Source organism: Exiguobacterium sp. s75 (assembly GCF_018617145.1).
GTDB classification, from domain to species: Bacteria; Bacillota; Bacilli; order Exiguobacteriales; family Exiguobacteriaceae; genus Exiguobacterium; species Exiguobacterium profundum.
The window spans coordinates 1059517-1074566 of sequence record NZ_JACSJQ010000001.1 but is presented as its reverse complement, the minus strand read 5'-3'; the positions used below and the strand labels follow the sequence as shown (position 1 = coordinate 1074566).

At 48.1% G+C, this 15050-nt stretch carries 18 protein-coding genes; 15 read left to right on the top strand and 3 right to left on the bottom strand.

The window, feature by feature from the left end; translation table 11 throughout:
- The first annotated feature begins 43 nt into the window (after positions 1-43).
- The 3 genes from gcvT to gcvPB are packed head-to-tail and all read left to right on the top strand — an operon-like array spanning position 44 to position 3958.
- Positions 44-1120, top strand: a complete 1077-nt coding sequence (gene gcvT / locus KNO68_RS05575) for a glycine cleavage system aminomethyltransferase GcvT (protein ID WP_078147937.1) — start codon at positions 44-46, stop codon at positions 1118-1120.
- A 25-nt stretch (positions 1121-1145) separates the two neighbouring features.
- On the top strand, positions 1146-2483 hold the full coding sequence (gene gcvPA / locus KNO68_RS05570) for an aminomethyl-transferring glycine dehydrogenase subunit GcvPA (protein ID WP_047795659.1): 1338 nt from the start codon (positions 1146-1148) through the stop codon (positions 2481-2483).
- Complete coding sequence (gcvPB, locus tag KNO68_RS05565) at positions 2483-3958, top strand: aminomethyl-transferring glycine dehydrogenase subunit GcvPB (protein WP_012726585.1); 1476 nt, start codon at positions 2483-2485, stop codon at positions 3956-3958. Before gcvPA ends, gcvPB begins: the two co-directional genes overlap by 1 nt.
- Positions 3959-3998: 40 nt before the next feature.
- Here gcvPB and KNO68_RS05560 read toward each other — a convergent pair whose 3' ends face one another.
- Positions 3999-4379, bottom strand: a complete 381-nt coding sequence (locus KNO68_RS05560) for a rhodanese-like domain-containing protein (protein ID WP_012726584.1) — start codon at positions 4377-4379, stop codon at positions 3999-4001.
- Positions 4380-4542: 163 nt separating this feature from the next.
- Here KNO68_RS05560 and mntR point away from each other — a divergent pair, with 163 nt between their 5' ends.
- Together mntR and hpt are read left to right on the top strand one after the other, a co-directional pair.
- Entirely contained in the window at positions 4543-4971 is a 429-nt protein-coding gene (gene mntR / locus KNO68_RS05555; RefSeq protein ID WP_078147113.1) for a transcriptional regulator MntR, read from the top strand.
- Between the two features lie 174 nt (positions 4972-5145).
- Positions 5146-5673 (top strand): hypoxanthine phosphoribosyltransferase, encoded by a 528-nt coding sequence (gene hpt, locus KNO68_RS05550; protein WP_078147112.1) that lies wholly within the window; start codon positions 5146-5148, stop codon positions 5671-5673.
- Between the two features lie 23 nt (positions 5674-5696).
- Here hpt and KNO68_RS05545 read toward each other — a convergent pair whose 3' ends face one another.
- Both KNO68_RS05545 and KNO68_RS05540 read right to left on the bottom strand, forming a co-directional pair.
- Entirely contained in the window at positions 5697-6107 is a 411-nt protein-coding gene (locus KNO68_RS05545; protein WP_012726581.1) for an SA1362 family protein, read from the bottom strand.
- Between the two features lie 14 nt (positions 6108-6121).
- On the bottom strand, positions 6122-7063 hold the full coding sequence (locus KNO68_RS05540; RefSeq protein WP_214686939.1) for a DUF1385 domain-containing protein: 942 nt from the start codon (positions 7061-7063) through the stop codon (positions 6122-6124).
- Between the two features lie 141 nt (positions 7064-7204).
- Here KNO68_RS05540 and aroQ point away from each other — a divergent pair, with 141 nt between their 5' ends.
- The 10 genes from aroQ (at position 7205) to KNO68_RS05490 (ending at position 15031) form a co-directional block, all read left to right on the top strand.
- On the top strand, positions 7205-7642 hold the full coding sequence (gene aroQ / locus KNO68_RS05535) for a type II 3-dehydroquinate dehydratase (protein ID WP_012726579.1): 438 nt from the start codon (positions 7205-7207) through the stop codon (positions 7640-7642).
- On the top strand, positions 7638-8705 hold the full coding sequence (locus tag KNO68_RS05530) for a M24 family metallopeptidase (protein WP_214687712.1): 1068 nt from the start codon (positions 7638-7640) through the stop codon (positions 8703-8705). The genes aroQ and KNO68_RS05530 overlap by 5 nt, the downstream gene beginning before the upstream one ends.
- 29 nt (positions 8706-8734) lie before the next feature.
- Positions 8735-9301 carry an elongation factor P gene (gene efp, locus KNO68_RS05525; RefSeq protein ID WP_012726577.1) on the top strand — a complete coding sequence of 189 codons (567 nt, stop codon included), beginning with the start codon at positions 8735-8737 and terminating at the stop codon, positions 9299-9301.
- Between the two features lie 117 nt (positions 9302-9418).
- Positions 9419-9868, top strand: a complete 450-nt coding sequence (gene accB, locus KNO68_RS05520; protein WP_012726576.1) for an acetyl-CoA carboxylase biotin carboxyl carrier protein — start codon at positions 9419-9421, stop codon at positions 9866-9868.
- Between the two features lie 7 nt (positions 9869-9875).
- Positions 9876-11219 (top strand): acetyl-CoA carboxylase biotin carboxylase subunit, encoded by a 1344-nt coding sequence (gene accC, locus KNO68_RS05515; protein ID WP_078147110.1) that lies wholly within the window; start codon positions 9876-9878, stop codon positions 11217-11219.
- Positions 11220-11331: 112 nt separating this feature from the next.
- A complete protein-coding gene (gene nusB, locus KNO68_RS05510) occupies positions 11332-11718 on the top strand; it encodes a transcription antitermination factor NusB (RefSeq protein WP_078147109.1) in 387 nt (128 codons plus the stop codon).
- Between the two features lie 63 nt (positions 11719-11781).
- The gene (gene folD, locus KNO68_RS05505) at positions 11782-12618 is read left to right on the top strand and encodes a bifunctional methylenetetrahydrofolate dehydrogenase/methenyltetrahydrofolate cyclohydrolase FolD (protein WP_031423334.1); all 837 of its coding nucleotides are present in this window, start codon (positions 11782-11784) and stop codon (positions 12616-12618) included.
- The gene (gene xseA, locus KNO68_RS05500) at positions 12611-13957 is read left to right on the top strand and encodes an exodeoxyribonuclease VII large subunit (RefSeq protein WP_214812922.1); all 1347 of its coding nucleotides are present in this window, start codon (positions 12611-12613) and stop codon (positions 13955-13957) included. Before folD ends, xseA begins: the two co-directional genes overlap by 8 nt.
- Positions 13932-14156, top strand: a complete 225-nt coding sequence (xseB, locus tag KNO68_RS05495; RefSeq protein WP_012726571.1) for an exodeoxyribonuclease VII small subunit — start codon at positions 13932-13934, stop codon at positions 14154-14156. Before xseA ends, xseB begins: the two co-directional genes overlap by 26 nt.
- On the top strand, positions 14153-15031 hold the full coding sequence (locus tag KNO68_RS05490) for a polyprenyl synthetase family protein (protein WP_215112198.1): 879 nt from the start codon (positions 14153-14155) through the stop codon (positions 15029-15031). Before xseB ends, KNO68_RS05490 begins: the two co-directional genes overlap by 4 nt.
- The last annotated feature ends 19 nt before the right edge of the window (positions 15032-15050 follow it).

The window sequence follows — 15050 nt, the reverse complement described above, 5'->3', positions numbered from 1 at the left end:
TTTCAAAAACAAAAGCATTTTATGTTCGGGATTGGGGGATATTATGGAAAAGGTTACTTTGAAACGTACGCCTTTGTTCGATTTGATTGAACCGAAGGCGAAGATGGTTGATTTTGCGGGATTTGAAATGCCGATTATGTTCTCTTCGATTAAAGAAGAGCATTTGGCTGTACGTCAAAACGTGGGGATGTTTGATGTATCTCACATGGGAGAAATTCGAATCGAAGGGCCGGATGCGCTTGAGCAAGTTCAAAACTTGGTGACGAATGATATCTCGAAGATTAAAGTTGGTCAAGCCCAGTATAACCTTCTCTGTCTTGAAGACGGCGGTGTGGTGGACGATTTGCTTGTCTATCGATTGGATGAGGACGCTTATTGGCTCGTCGTCAATGCTTCAAATATTGAAAAGGACGAAGCCCACATTCGTCGATACGTCAAGGGTGACGTGGTTGTGACAAATGAATCTGATGAATATGGTCAGATTGCGATTCAAGGACCGAATGCACAATCCGTACTTCAAACTATCACAAATGTGGTACTCGACGAAATCGGGTTCTTCAAATTCATGAATGGGGACGTTGCGGGTGTGCCATCGATCATCTCTAGAAGTGGGTATACTGGGGAAGATGGGTTCGAGATTTATGCTCGAGCAGAAGCGATTTCTGCCATTTGGGAAGCGCTTGAAACCGAGGGTGTTACCCCATGTGGGCTGGGCGCACGCGATACATTACGTTTCGAAGCGTGCTTGCCGCTTTACGGTCATGAGTTAGATGAGTCGGTCACGCCATTCGAAGCGAATCTCAATTTTGCCGTCAAGCTAGATACTGACTTTGTTGGTAAGGAAGCACTCGTCACTCAAAAAGAGAATATTCCGAATCGATTGATCGGATTGAAATTGCTCGGTCGTGGGATTGCCCGCCAAGGGGCGCAAGTTGAATTGGATGGGAATGTAATCGGCGTTGTCACGACCGGTACGATGCCTCCGACTGTAAATGAATCAATCGCATGGGCACGAGTCGATGCACGTTACAAAGATGAAGATCGTTTTGTCATCGACATCCGTGGCAAAAAGATTGAAGCCGAACGCGTACCGACACCTTTCTATAAACGAACGAAATGAAACAGGGGGATTCAGAATGAACAGAATGGAATTTCGTTATTTACCGATGACCGAACAAGATGAACGAGACATGTTAGAGACAATCGGCGTCGATTCAATCGAAGCGCTTCTTTCAGATATTCCAGAAACACTTCGCGAACAAGCATCATTGGCGGCGATTGGGGCTCCGCTTCCGGAAGTCGATCTCGTTCGTCATATGACGAAGTTGGCTGATAAAAACAAACATACGAAATCATACCCGAGCTTCCTTGGAGCAGGGATGTACGATCATCTTTCACCAAGTGTGATGAACCATATGCTTTTGCGTTCTGAATTCTATACGGCGTATACGCCATATCAACCTGAGATTTCACAAGGTGAACTTCAGGCGATGTTCGAATTCCAAACAATGATTTGTGAATTGACAGGGATGGACGTCGCGAACTCTTCGATGTACGACGGAATCACGGCTCTCGCTGAGGCGACTTACCTAGCGAGCGCGCAGACGAAGAAAAAACGTGTCGTCGTCTCTGGTGCAGTGCATCCTGAAGCGAAGGACGTAATCCGTACGTATGCTGACGGACCGGGGCTATCCGTTGACTACACAGATGTGGTGAACGGGGTGACGGACGTGTCAGACCTTGATTTGACGGATGCGTCGTGTCTTGTCGTACAATATCCAAACTTCTACGGTCGTATTGAAGACTTAGAAACATTGGCAGAATTGGCTCATGAAGCGGGTGCGCTCTTCGTCGTTTCGAGCAACCCGCTCGCCCTCGGAATTCTTGAGTCACCAGGAGCACTCGGTGCGGACATCACGGTCGGAGATGCACAGCCATTCGGTATTCCGCAAAGTTTTGGTGGACCGTCATGTGGATACTTCGCGGTCAAAAAATCATTGATGCGTAAACTACCGGGACGACTTGTTGGTCAAACGGTCGATGAGGACGGCAAACGCGGATTCGTGTTGACGCTCCAGGCGCGTGAACAGCACATTCGTCGTGATAAAGCGACATCCAATATCTGTTCGAACCAAGCGCTTAACGCATTGGCTGCTTCGATCACGATGTCCGCTTTAGGAAAATACGGAATTCGTGATATGGCCGTTCGGAATATTCAAACTGCTCATTATATGAAAGAAGCGTTAAAAGCTGCAGGATTCAACATCGTGGACGAAGGACCGATGTTCAATGAGTTCGTGGTAGATTTTGGACGTGACGCAGAAGAAGTATCGCGCCATCTGCTCGAGCATGGCATGATTGGTGGTCTACCGCTTGGTACGTATGAAGGGGAGCGTCAGACACAGATGTTGGTTTGCGCGACGGAATTGCGCACGAAAGAAGAGATTGATCAGTTTGTCGAAGTGGTTGGGGGGATGAAATAATGCAACACGAGCAAACGCTAATTTTTGAAGTATCACGTGAAGGACGGACTGGATATAATTTGCCGACACCGACTGTCCCAGAGGTTGACCTTGAGACGTTGTTACCGGCTACGATGATTCGAAAAGAGGCGGCGGAACTTCCGGAAGTATCTGAACTCGATGTCGTTCGCCATTACACGTCTCTATCTACACGAAACCATGGGGTCGATTCAGGCTTCTATCCGCTCGGTTCGTGTACGATGAAATATAATCCGAAAGTGAACGAAGATATGGCTCGTCTTCCTGGCTTTGCACATATTCACCCACTGCAACCGGTTGAGACGATTCAAGGTGCGCTCGAACTCATGGTGGACTTACAGGAGCAACTCGCTGAAATTACAGGAATGGACGAAGTCACACTCCAACCAGCGGCAGGGGCGCATGGGGAATGGACGGGACTCATGTTGATCAAAGCGTTCCATGAACGTAATGGGGATACGGCTCGTACGAAAGTACTCGTTCCAGACTCGGCGCACGGAACAAACCCGGCGTCCGCAGTCGTTGCTGGATTCGAGACGGTAACCGTCAAGTCAGATGAGCGCGGTCTCGTCGATTTGGATGATTTGAAGGCAAAAGTTGGAGCGGATACAGCTGCGCTCATGCTGACAAACCCGAATACGCTTGGACTATTCGAAGCGGATATTCTTGAAATCTCAAAAGTCGTTCATGAAGCTGGCGGGAAGCTTTATTATGATGGCGCGAACTCAAACGCGATTCTCGGAATCGCACGTCCGGGGGACATGGGCTTTGACGTCGTTCACTTGAACCTGCATAAGACGTTCACCGGTCCTCACGGCGGTGGAGGTCCAGGCTCAGGTCCAGTCGGAGTAAAACGTGACTTAATCCCATTCCTACCGACTCCAATCGTGACGAAAACAGATGATGGATATGGTCTCGATTACGACCGACCACATTCAATCGGGCGAATCAAACCATTCTATGGAAACTTCGGGATCAACGTCCGAGCTTACAGCTATATCAAGACGATGGGCGCAGAAGGATTGACGCGGGTATCACGTGAAGCGGTCCTCAACGCAAACTATATGTTCGCGCGACTAAAAGATGCGTTCGACGTGCCATATGATACGTATTGCAAACATGAGTTTGTCTTGTCAGGCAAACGTCAAAAAGCCCTTGGTGTTCGTACTCTCGACATCGCTAAACGTCTTCTTGACTTCGGTTACCACCCACCGACAATCTATTTCCCGTTAAATGTCGAGGAATGTATCATGGTGGAACCAACAGAGACAGAATCAAAAGAAACACTTGATGCGTTCTGTGATGCGATGCTCCAGATTGCCAAAGAGGCGGAAGAGAATCCGGAGATCGTTCAGACGGCTCCTCATACGACGGTCGTCAAACGGATGGACGAGACACTCGCTGCCCGTAAACCGGTCTTAAAATATGAGCGTCGTGAGGCGTCATCTGTAAAATAAAAAATGGGCGAGTCGATGATTGAATCGACCCGCCCGTTTTTTAAGCTTTTTTAATCTTACCCTTCCAGTTCTTGAAACCGCCTTCGAGCATGTAGATGTTGTTGTATCCGTTCTTCATCAAGAGTTTAGCCGCCTGGTTTGAACGTGAACTACCTTGGCAGTAAATCAAAATCGGCTGATCTTTGCGCAGTTCTTTCATGCGTAGTTTCATTTGGCCGACCGGGATATTCCGAGCACCAACGATATGTCCGCCTTTGTATTCGTTCGGTTCGCGCACGTCAATCAGCTGACCTTTACGGAGTGAGGCGCGGAATTCTTCTTGTTTCATTTTTTTCAACCCGCGAGCTGGCATGAAACGCCATACGATGTAGGCGATCAAGGCAACCCATAGGAGGATGACGAGGATTGTTTCGAGTCCCATAGATGTTCTTCCCTTCTCTTTCAAAGTTACCATATCTCATTATAATGAATTTAAGGTCATGAGACAATGATTGACTCAATCAATCGGGGCTTTCCCTTTCGATTTCATTCTAGTTAGGATAAAATAAAGAATGGAAACCGGAACATAAGGGGAGGTCGTGCCCATGCCGACACCGAGTATGGAAGATTATTTAGAACGTATTTATTTGTTGATGTCAGAGAAAGGCTATGCGCGTGTATCTGACATTGCGGAACATTTAGGGGTCCATCCCTCCTCTGTCACCAAAATGGTTCAAAAGTTGGACCGTGAAGAATATCTGGTGTATGAAAAGTATCGTGGTCTCATGCTTACAAAAAAAGGTCAAAAAGTAGGGAAGCGATTGGTCGAGCGTCATGCGATGCTCGAGTCTTTTTTACGTCTAATCGGAGTGGATGAGGCAGATGTGTACGAGGATGTCGAGGGAATCGAACATCATCTCAGCTCGAACACACTTGACTGTATGACACAGTTCGTGGAATTTTTTGAAGATAAGCCTGAGCTCATGGATCAATTCAGAGAATTTCGGGATCAAGAGCGAGCTTCAGAGGAATAATATGTGAAAAGCGACATTCGAACTCGATTGTCGCTTTTTATTTGGTTTACCACCGCTAAAATACGAACGAATCATTCATATTTATCATAGAATGTATATTTTTTAGTTATTATTATGTTAAGATGAATCGTGGATTGAATAGATAGGGGGTGACGGCGAACATTCGCCGGATAAATGGAGATTCAAATCAAAGGAAAACTGTTTGATGAACAGCAGATTCAAACACGTGTGAAAGAGTTGGCTGAAGAAATTGAGAACGATGCAGAGGGAACACCGATCGTGATCGTCGCCGTGTTAAAGGGTTCGATGGTCTTTGCGGCAGACTTGATGCGATACATGAAAGGCAGCGTTCAGCTCGATACGGTCGCGACGTCTTCTTACGGGAAAAAGACGGTCTCGAGTGGGAGTGTGCAGCTTCGGAAGGACTTGGATTTAGATGTGGAAGGAAAGTATGTCGTCATTATCGAGGACATCATCGACACGGGACAGACGTTGAAATTCTTGTGTAAACATATGGAGCTTCATCAACCGAAACAGTTGAAAATTTGTACGCTTCTCGACAAGCCGATGCGTCGACTCGTTCAATTGGACGCAGACTATGTCGGGTTCGAAATTCCTGATGAGTTTGTCATCGGATATGGAATCGATTATGCGGAGCAATATCGGAATCTTCCATATATCGGATATGTAGAGACGACATAAAAAGGAGCGCCGCGGCGCTCCTTTTACATATTTGCTTTCTTTTTCTTCTTGCCTTTTTTTCCTTCAATCACTGTTAAGTGTGGAGGATTGCTACGATGTACGGTTGAACGTTTAGATAACTTGGTGACGTTCGAACCAGGTTTCTTCGCTTTCCGGTTTTTAGCGGAAGCGGAAGGTTTGACTTGAGGACCACGACTTCCCTGCATTCGTTTTTTTGAGGCTTGCGCGGTTTTACGATAGCGTGCATCTTCTGCAGACATACGTGGTGCCATGAAGACGCGATAGATCACATAAAAGACTAACCCGAATATCCCGATGAACAACAATTGTCTAAACAGGCGACCCGGATCGGTGGCAAGCATATGCCCGACCCCGATGAAGCCAAGGATAAACACGATTGTTGCAGCGATCGAACCGACTCTTTGTCTGATCATGGTGCTTCCTCCTCTTATCCCTCTCTATGAATGACCGATTCTCCTAACTCTTTTCGTTCCCATGTCTCAAATGCTTCAATCGCGACTTGAATCTGCTCATCATTCGGCTCTCGTGTCGTCAATAATTGGAGCGACAGGCCCGGTTTGCCGAGGAATGACAGAAAGCGATGGTCGCGGAAACGATTGGTAAACTGAAGGACTTCAAATGAGATTCCGATGACGACCGGCAATAGCGCGATTCGGCTGACGAGTCGCAACCAGAGCGGGTCGATTGGCACAATCATATAAACGCCAATCCCGACGAAGACGGTGAATAAAATGAAACTCGAGCCACAGCGATAATGCAATCGCGAGCTTTGGCGTACTTGTTCAACCGTGACCGGACGCCCGGACTCATAGCAATTGATGACTTTATGCTCAGCGCCGTGATATTGGAAGACGCGCTTAATGAGTGGCGTCAATGATATCAAGTAGAGGTAGCTGAGTAACAATACTAATTTTATTCCCCCTTCAAGGAGGTTTTGAATCACATGTCCGGAAAATAAAGGCACGTCTTGAAACATAGCCGCGAGCAGTGCAGGCGTCACATTGAAAATCAATTTACCAAACACGTATGAGATGACACCGACGATTGCGATGATGGCAATCATCCATATGCTCTGTTTTTGGTCTTCGCTCGTGTTCGTATCTTCACTCGGGTCGACATCATATCGATCGCTCGCAAAGTTCATATGTGCAGAACCGTTCTTTAACGATTCGTAAAGCGCGACAATCCCTCTCAAGAACGGTACTTTTTTTAACGATTGGACCCAAGGGACAAGAATGCGCGCTTGCTCGAATGTTTCAATCGAGCCATCTTTTCGCCGGATGGCAGATGCGCTTTCAGAGCGGCCTTGAAACATGACGCCTTCCACAAGCGCCTGTCCCCCGACTGGGATGGTTGGTTTAGAATTCATTCACTTTCCTCGATTCTTCAAATGTTGTACTTGAATTATACCGTGATTTGTAAAAAAAACGAAAGGGCAGAAGGCTCGATTCACGTTCTTTCGATAAATTTGTTACAATAGATAAGACTTGACGAACGAGGGGGAAGAAGGTTGCGGATTTTAGTTTTAAATGGACCGAATTTAAATCTACTGGGTCGTCGTGAACCGGATGTATATGGCGATGTGTCGTTGAAAGGATTGGCGGCAGAACTGATGCTGCGCGCTCCAGAAGACGTTGAACTCACCTTTAAACAATCGAATCATGAGGGAGATTTAATTGATGCGCTGCATGACGCTTTTGATTATGAGGGTGTCATTTTGAATGCGGGTGCCTATACGCATACATCGATTGCGATCCGGGATGCCATATCCGCTATCGCTGCCCCGGTCGTTGAAGTACATATCTCGAACGTGCATGCACGCGAGACCTTTCGGCATGAGTCAAAACTTGCTGCCGTCTGTATCGGTGTCATTACCGGTTTTGGACTCACGAGCTATACGTTAGCGATGCATGCACTAATCGAACATTGGAGGAATCGACATGATTGAACGCGTAAACAAACTGCAAGCAAAGTTAGAAAAAAACGAAATTGATGCGTTGCTCGTCACAAAACGTGAGAATATCCGCTACTTATCTGGTTTCACAGGATCGAGCGGTGTCATCGTCATCACGTTGAATTCGGCAAGTTTTATCACGGACTTCCGTTACACGGAACAGGCGAACGATCAAGTGAAAGGGTATGACATCATCGAGCTTGATACGTCACTCATCAAGTCGGTAGCAGATGTCGTGTCACGTGAATCCATCAAGCGCCTTGGCATTGAGCAGGATGCGATGACAGTGGGGCAATATCGTGCTTATGAAAAAGAAGTGGACGCTCAACTTATTGAAACGTCTGGAATCGTAGAAAAACTGCGCTTGATTAAGGATGAATCAGAGATTAAGATTATGAAGGAAGCTGCGGCAATCGCTGATGCGGCGTACGCCCATATCCAGACGTTCATCCGTCCTGGTCGTACCGAGAGAGAAGTCGCGAACGAACTCGAAATGTTCATGCGTTCAAAAGGTGCCGACTCGTCATCGTTCGACATGATTGTCGCCTCGGGTCTCCGTTCGGCGCTACCGCACGGTGTGGCAAGCGATAAAGTCATCGAAACTGGAGAATTGGTTACGCTTGATTTCGGGGCTTACTATAAAGGGTACTGCTCAGATATCACGCGTACGCTTGCAATCGGTCCGATTTCGGATGAGTTGCGTCAAATCTACGATACGGTACTCCGTGCTCAACTTGCTGGCGTAGAAGGCACACGAGCCGGAATCACTGGCATTGAGGCGGATGCGTTGACACGCGATATCATTAAAGAAGCTGGATATGGCGAGTACTTCGGCCACTCGACAGGACATGGTCTCGGAATGGAAGTGCATGAGGCCCCAGGATTATCGTTCCGTTCGGACACGGTGCTTGAGCCTGGTATGGTCGTGACGATCGAGCCGGGTATTTACATCAATGGCGTCGGTGGTTGCCGAATTGAAGACGATGTCGTCATCACAGAAGACGGATGCTACCGTCTGACACAGTCGCCAAAAGAGTTAATTACGATCGAGGCATAAGCTTCATCTGAATTTAGGAGGAAATCAACATGGTATCAGTTAACGATTTAAAAACAGGATTGACGGTTAAAACGTCTGACGGTTCGATTTGGCAAGTCATCGAGTTCCAACACGTAAAACCGGGTAAAGGCGCGGCATTCGTTCGTACGAAAATGCGTAACTTGCGTAACGGGGCAATCCAAGAAACGACGTTCCGTGGCGGAGAGAAAATCGAACGCGCACACATCGAGCGTAAACGCATGCAATATCTCTATCCAATGGGCGACACGTATGTCTTCATGGACAATGAATCATACGAGCAACTTGAATTGACAAGCGCTCAAGTCAAATCAGCACTTCCATATTTGCTTGAGAACATGGAAGTCAGCATCGCGGACTACGAAGGGGAGATTCTTGGAATCGAGCTTCCAACGAGCGTTGTCTTGACGATCGTCGAAGCAGACCCGGGCGTAAAAGGTGACACGGCCTCGAACGTGAAGAAAAACGCGACAGTGGAAACAGGACACGTCATTCAAGTGCCACTTTTCATCGAACCAGGTGAAAAAGTGACAGTCGATACACGTACTGGAGAGTTCATGGGTCGTTATAACGGTTAATCCTTACGAGTGCTCATTCGAATGAATGGGTGCTCTTTTTTTCTCGTTGCATTCATTGGTCTGACCAGTTATAGTGAAGGAGAGATTAGTACCAGGTATAAACAGGGGGTAAGAAAGATGCAAATCGATCAAATTAAAGAGCTTATTCAATTATTGGACCAATCATCAGTCCATGAAATGGAGCTTGAAACATCTGATTTCAAACTGTCATTAAAGAAAGAAGCGCAACAAACAGTGAGCGCGCCGATCATGCAGACACAAGCATTCGCACCGCCTGCGCCTGCTCCTCAAGTAAATGAACAAACAGAAGAACCGACGCAAGAAAAGGCGTCTTATCGTACTATCACCTCGCCGATGGTTGGAACGTTCTATTCACGTCCGGCACCGGATAAAGAAGCGTTCGTGAACGTCGGCGATCGTGTCGAGTCAGGACAAATCGTTTGTATTCTAGAGGCGATGAAACTGTTTAACGATGTCGAAGCGGAAATCAGTGGCGAAATCGTAGAGGTGTTAGTCGCCGATGGCGATCTCGTCGAATTCGGTCAACCGCTCTTCAGCGTGAAGTGAGGTCGTTATGAAATTATTAATTGCTAACCGCGGGGAAATCGCGGTTCGAATCATACGTGCAGCAAAAGAATTGAATATTCCGACGGTCGCTGTCTTCTCTGAGGCAGATCGTGAAGCGTTACATGTTCATCTGGCTGACGAGGCTTATTGCATCGGTCCGAATCCATCGAAGGACTCCTATTTAAATATCCCTAATATCTTATCAGTCGCCTGCGCCGTGGATGCGACGATGGTACATCCCGGTTACGGCTTTTTGGCTGAAAATGCCGAGTTCGCCGAGATGTGCGAGGCGTGCGGGATTCAATTTGTCGGCCCGAGCAGCTATGCGATTCGCAAAATGGGAATCAAGGATGAAGCCAAACGAACGATGATCGAGTCAGGTGTTCCTGTCGTTCCGGGTTCAAGTGGGGTCGTCACCGACGAAGAAGCCATGGAACTCGCACGTGAGATGGGTTATCCGGTCATCATCAAGGCGACAGCCGGCGGTGGAGGACGTGGCATTCGCGTCGCTCGAGACGAGCACGAACTCGTTTCAGGATTGGTCGCGACACGTAAAGAAGCGAAGCAGGCGTTTGGGAATGGTGACGTGTATCTTGAGAAGTTCATCGAGTCGTTCCGTCATGTCGAAGTGCAGGTTCTCGCTGATCAATTCGGCAATGTCATTCACTTAGGTGAACGTGATTGTACGATCCAACGTCGCATGCAAAAACTAGTCGAAGAGGCGCCATCACCTGCGATTGATGAAACGACACGTCAATTGATGGGGGATGCGGCCGTCAAAGCGGCAAAAGCCATTCAGTACTCGGGAGCGGGGACCATCGAGTTCATTTACGTTCCAGAATCAAACGAGTTTTATTTCATGGAGATGAATACCCGGATCCAAGTCGAGCATCCCGTCACCGAGATGATCACAGGATTCGATCTCGTTCAAGCGCAGCTTGAAGTGGCGCTCGGACATCCGCTTGCCATCTCACAAGAGGACATTACGTTCTCAGGACATTCCATCGAGTGTCGAATCAACGCGGAGGACCCATTTATGGACTTCCGTCCGATGGCAGGGAAGATTGACCAATATATTGTTCCAGGCGGTATGGGTGTCCGTGTCGATAGTGGACTCTATGCAGGAGCGATGATTCCGCCGTTCTATGACTCGATGGTTGCGAAATTGATTGTCCATGCGCCAACGCGTGATGAGGCCATTCTGAAAATGTTGCGTGCTTTGGATGAGTTTACGGTTTCGGGGATTAAAACGACGATTCCATTCCATCAACAAGTCATGGCACATGAGCAGTTCCGCATCGGGACGTTCGATACGAAATTCGTTGAAAAAGAAATGTCATTGGCAAAATAACATGAACCAGGAAGCCCGAACATTATTTCGGTTTCCTGGTTTTTTGTACTGAATTTATGAGTGCTTTATGCTAAACTATCACAATGAAAGCATGTAAAAGGAGAGTAACTGAATGAAACGTCATGAAGCACGAGAGAAAGCGATTCAAACGCTTTTTCAAATCGAAGTATCTAAATTAGAGGTGGACGAAGCAATCGAGTTCGCATTAGATGGAGAAGAGTCTGATCCGTTTTACGAACAACTCGTCACAGGGACGCTAGAACATATTGAAGATATCGACGCATTACTAGTTGAAAACTTGAAAAACTGGCGCTTGGATCGCCTAGGAAACGTCGAGCGTACGATTCTTCGAATGGCAACGTTCGAATTGTTATACGTCGAGACGATTCCAGAGAACGTCACTATTAACGAGGCGGTCGAACTCGCGAAATCGTTCGCGGACGAAGAAGCCGGCAAACTCGTGAATGGCGTACTCGGAAATATCATTAAAGAAGACTAAAAAATAGAGATAAGACACCAGACCAACTACAGAAAAACCTAAAGACAACGGGGGATGAGAGAGATGGCAGTAGTGATCGACGGGAAACAAGTGGCAGCATCATATCGAGAAACGTTAAAAGAGCGTGTGGCGGAACTTCGCGCACGTGGCATCGTACCGAAATTAAAAGTAGTGTTGATTGGGGATGACCCAGCGAGTCATAGCTATGTACGCGGGAAGGAACGGGCGGCAGAAGAAATCGGAATCGATTCACAAGTCCTCCGTTTTGATGAGACGATTAGCGAGAAGGAATTGCTCGACTTGATTGATTTGATGAATGCGGATGAGGAAGTTCATGGGATTCTCGTGCAACTTCCTTTGCCGAAACACATCGACGAATCACGAGTCATCATGCGTATCTCCCCTGAAAAGGACGTCGATGGCTTTCATCCTGAGAATGTCGGGAAGATGATGCTCGGTCTCGATACGTTACTTCCGTGCACGCCGCACGGTATCTTACATCTCGCAAAAACACAAACCGAGATTGCCGGAAAGCACGTTGTCGTCGTCGGTCGTAGTCAGATTGTCGGTAAACCGGTAGGCATGTTGTTCTTGAATGAATCAGCAACGGTCACGTATTGTCATTCGAAAACAGCTGACCTCGGTGAGATGACGCGACAAGCGGATATTTTGATTGTCGCGGTGGGTCGTGCTGGTTTAGTCACAGCAGACATGGTCAAACCGGGCGCGCTTGTCATCGATGTCGGAGTCAATCGGGTCGAAGGTCGTCTAGTCGGTGACGTGGACTATGAAGCTGTTAAGGAAAAGGCGAGTGCCATCACCCCAGTTCCGGGTGGTGTCGGTCCGATGACCATCACGATGCTCATGCATAATACGGTCGAGGTTGCATCACGTGGCTAATCCACTCCCGGTTTCTGAAGTTGTTCGATATGTGAAGCGACAACTTGATGATGATGTCTTGCTTCGACAAGTCGCGGTCATCGGTGAAATCTCAAATTTCAAACGTTATTCATCCGGTCATTGTTATTTCACGTTGAAAGATGACGCGTCTCGGATGAAAGCCGTCATGTTTTCTCGCGATGCCAAACAACTTCAATTCGAACCGAAAGATGGAATGAAAGTCATCGCCGTATCAAAGGTGACGATGTATGAAGCGACGGGAGATGTACAACTGTACGTCGAATTGATGCGACAAGACGGAATCGGTCTATTGTTTGAGCGATATGAGGCGAGAAAGCGTGAACTAGAGGAGATGGGCTGGTTCGACGAGGAGCGGAAGCACCCGCTCCCGATGTTTCCAGAGCGCGTTGGGATCGTGACGTCTCCAAAAGGAGCGGCGCTACACGATATCGCGACCACACTTCGTCGTCGTGCGCCACATGTGGCGATCACGTTCGCACCTGTAGCTGTACAGGGAGAAATGGCGGCTCCACAAGTCGCGTCGGCCATTCGCTGGATGAACGAACGCACCGATTGTGATGTACTCATCGTCGGTCGCGGTGGCGGTTCCATCGAGGAGCTTTGGGCATTTAATGAAGATGTTGTGGTGGAGGCAATCTATGCGTCCACGATTCCCATCATTTCTGCTGTCGGTCACGAGACAGACTTTACGCTTTCTGATTTCGTCGCCGATGTTCGAGCTGCGACTCCGACAGCGGCGGCTGAACTCGCTACCGCGATGATTGATGCGCAGCGAAAAGATGTAGAACGTTTGGATAACCATCTGCACAAAGCCGTCAGAGAGCAATTGGATGATTCGCGAACCCGTGTGGAACGGATGATCAATAGCTATGGATTAAAATCGCCGAGGTACACGATTTCTCAAAAACGGGGACGATTCGCCCAGTCAGAAATCCGTCTCGAGCAAGGGATGAGGAGACATCTCACCCAAGCCACTCATCAGCTCCGTCAGTTGTCACAGCAGCTAGATGTAAAGCGATTTTCAAAAACGTTGTCCAAGCAAGGGGAAGAAGTCAATCATATGGTCGAGCGACTCCGTCGAACGAGACCATTAGAACAAGCAACGCTACAATTTGCACAACAGGTTGGACGGTTGCATGCAGTCAGTCCGCTCGCCGTCTTGTCACGTGGATATACGTTCATTGAACAAGATGGGGCCTATGTGCAGAACGTGAAACAATTACGTGACGGTGATATCTCGATTCGTTTTCGGGATGGTCATGCGATCGCTGAGGTGAAGGAGAGGATTGTCGGTGACGAAGAAAGAACAGACATTTGAGGCGGCGCTCGAGCGCCTCGAACAGATCGTCGCGCAACTCGAGAGCGGTGATGTCCCGTTAGAGGAAGCGATGACCCTATATGAGGAAGGTGTCCGCTTGTCTGCGTTGTGCCAGACAAAACTCTCTGCCGCCGAGAAAAAAATGGATGAAATTTTAGAACTTGATGGGACGCTTCGTGAAAAAGGAGGATCCGCATGAACCGTACCGATGACTTGAACAAGTGGAAACGGACCGTCGAACTGGCGATGCAGGAACTCATTGAGTCGAGTGAGATGCCGAAACGATTACGAGACGCAATGACGTATTCTTTAGAGGCTGGCGGGAAACGCATTCGTCCTGCTCTCGTCTATGCCGTCCTTGAAACGTATAGCATGTCACTCGAGCGAGGACGAGAGGTGGCGGCGAGTTTAGAGATGGTTCATACATACTCACTCATCCATGATGATTTGCCGGCCATGGATGATGACGATCTTCGTCGTGGACGACCGACCAATCATCGTCAGTTTGATGAAGCGACCGCTATTTTGGCTGGGGACGCCTTATTGACGGACGCATTCCGTATTCTCACACAGATGCCACTCCCTGCGCTAGATGTCGTCGAGATTATTCGTATTTTCGGATTGGCGGCCGGTAGCTCAGGTATGGTCGGTGGGCAGTTGGATGATATGCTGGCTGAAAAGCGGAACAACGTCACACTTGAAGAGCTCCAATCCATTCATGAACGGAAGACAGGTGCGCTACTCGTCTATGCACTTGAAGCCGGTGCGATTTTGGCAGGGGCATCGGTGGAAGATCGGATGCACCTCAAACAGTTCGGACGTCATTTTGGCATCGCTTTTCAGATTCAAGACGATATCCTCGATGTCGTCGGAGATGAACAAGCAATCGGAAAACGCGTCGGCTCAGATGAATTGAATGACAAGACGACTTATCCGAAGCTTCTCGGCTTAGAGGGAGCGAAGCAAGCTCTTGAGCAAGAAGTGGGAGCGGCACACGCTGCAATTGAATCACTTTCAGTTCCAGCGCCGTTACTTCTTGAGATGCTATCATTTGTAGTGAAACGAAATCATTGACCTCGGTGACACGATGAGC

Bases quoted from the DNA above. Each gene is read 5' to 3' on its own strand.
- efp (WP_012726577.1), top strand. From the start codon at position 8,735: ATGGTATCAGTTAACGATTTAAAAACAGGATTGACGGTTAAAACGTCT.
- gcvT (WP_078147937.1), top strand. From the start codon at position 44: ATGGAAAAGGTTACTTTGAAACGTACGCCTTTGTTCGATTTGATTGAA.
- KNO68_RS05545 (WP_012726581.1), bottom strand. From the start codon at position 6,107: ATGATCAGACAAAGAGTCGGTTCGATCGCTGCAACAATCGTGTTTATC.
- mntR (WP_078147113.1), top strand. From the start codon at position 4,543: ATGCCGACACCGAGTATGGAAGATTATTTAGAACGTATTTATTTGTTG.
- KNO68_RS05540 (WP_214686939.1), bottom strand. From the start codon at position 7,063: ATGAATTCTAAACCAACCATCCCAGTCGGGGGACAGGCGCTTGTGGAA.
- gcvPB (WP_012726585.1), top strand. From the start codon at position 2,483: ATGCAACACGAGCAAACGCTAATTTTTGAAGTATCACGTGAAGGACGG.
- accB (WP_012726576.1), top strand. From the start codon at position 9,419: ATGCAAATCGATCAAATTAAAGAGCTTATTCAATTATTGGACCAATCA.
- hpt (WP_078147112.1), top strand. From the start codon at position 5,146: ATGGAGATTCAAATCAAAGGAAAACTGTTTGATGAACAGCAGATTCAA.
- accC (WP_078147110.1), top strand. From the start codon at position 9,876: ATGAAATTATTAATTGCTAACCGCGGGGAAATCGCGGTTCGAATCATA.
- nusB (WP_078147109.1), top strand. From the start codon at position 11,332: ATGAAACGTCATGAAGCACGAGAGAAAGCGATTCAAACGCTTTTTCAA.
- gcvPA (WP_047795659.1), top strand. From the start codon at position 1,146: ATGGAATTTCGTTATTTACCGATGACCGAACAAGATGAACGAGACATG.
- KNO68_RS05490 (WP_215112198.1), top strand. From the start codon at position 14,153: ATGAACCGTACCGATGACTTGAACAAGTGGAAACGGACCGTCGAACTG.
- KNO68_RS05560 (WP_012726584.1), bottom strand. From the start codon at position 4,379: ATGGGACTCGAAACAATCCTCGTCATCCTCCTATGGGTTGCCTTGATC.
- folD (WP_031423334.1), top strand. From the start codon at position 11,782: ATGGCAGTAGTGATCGACGGGAAACAAGTGGCAGCATCATATCGAGAA.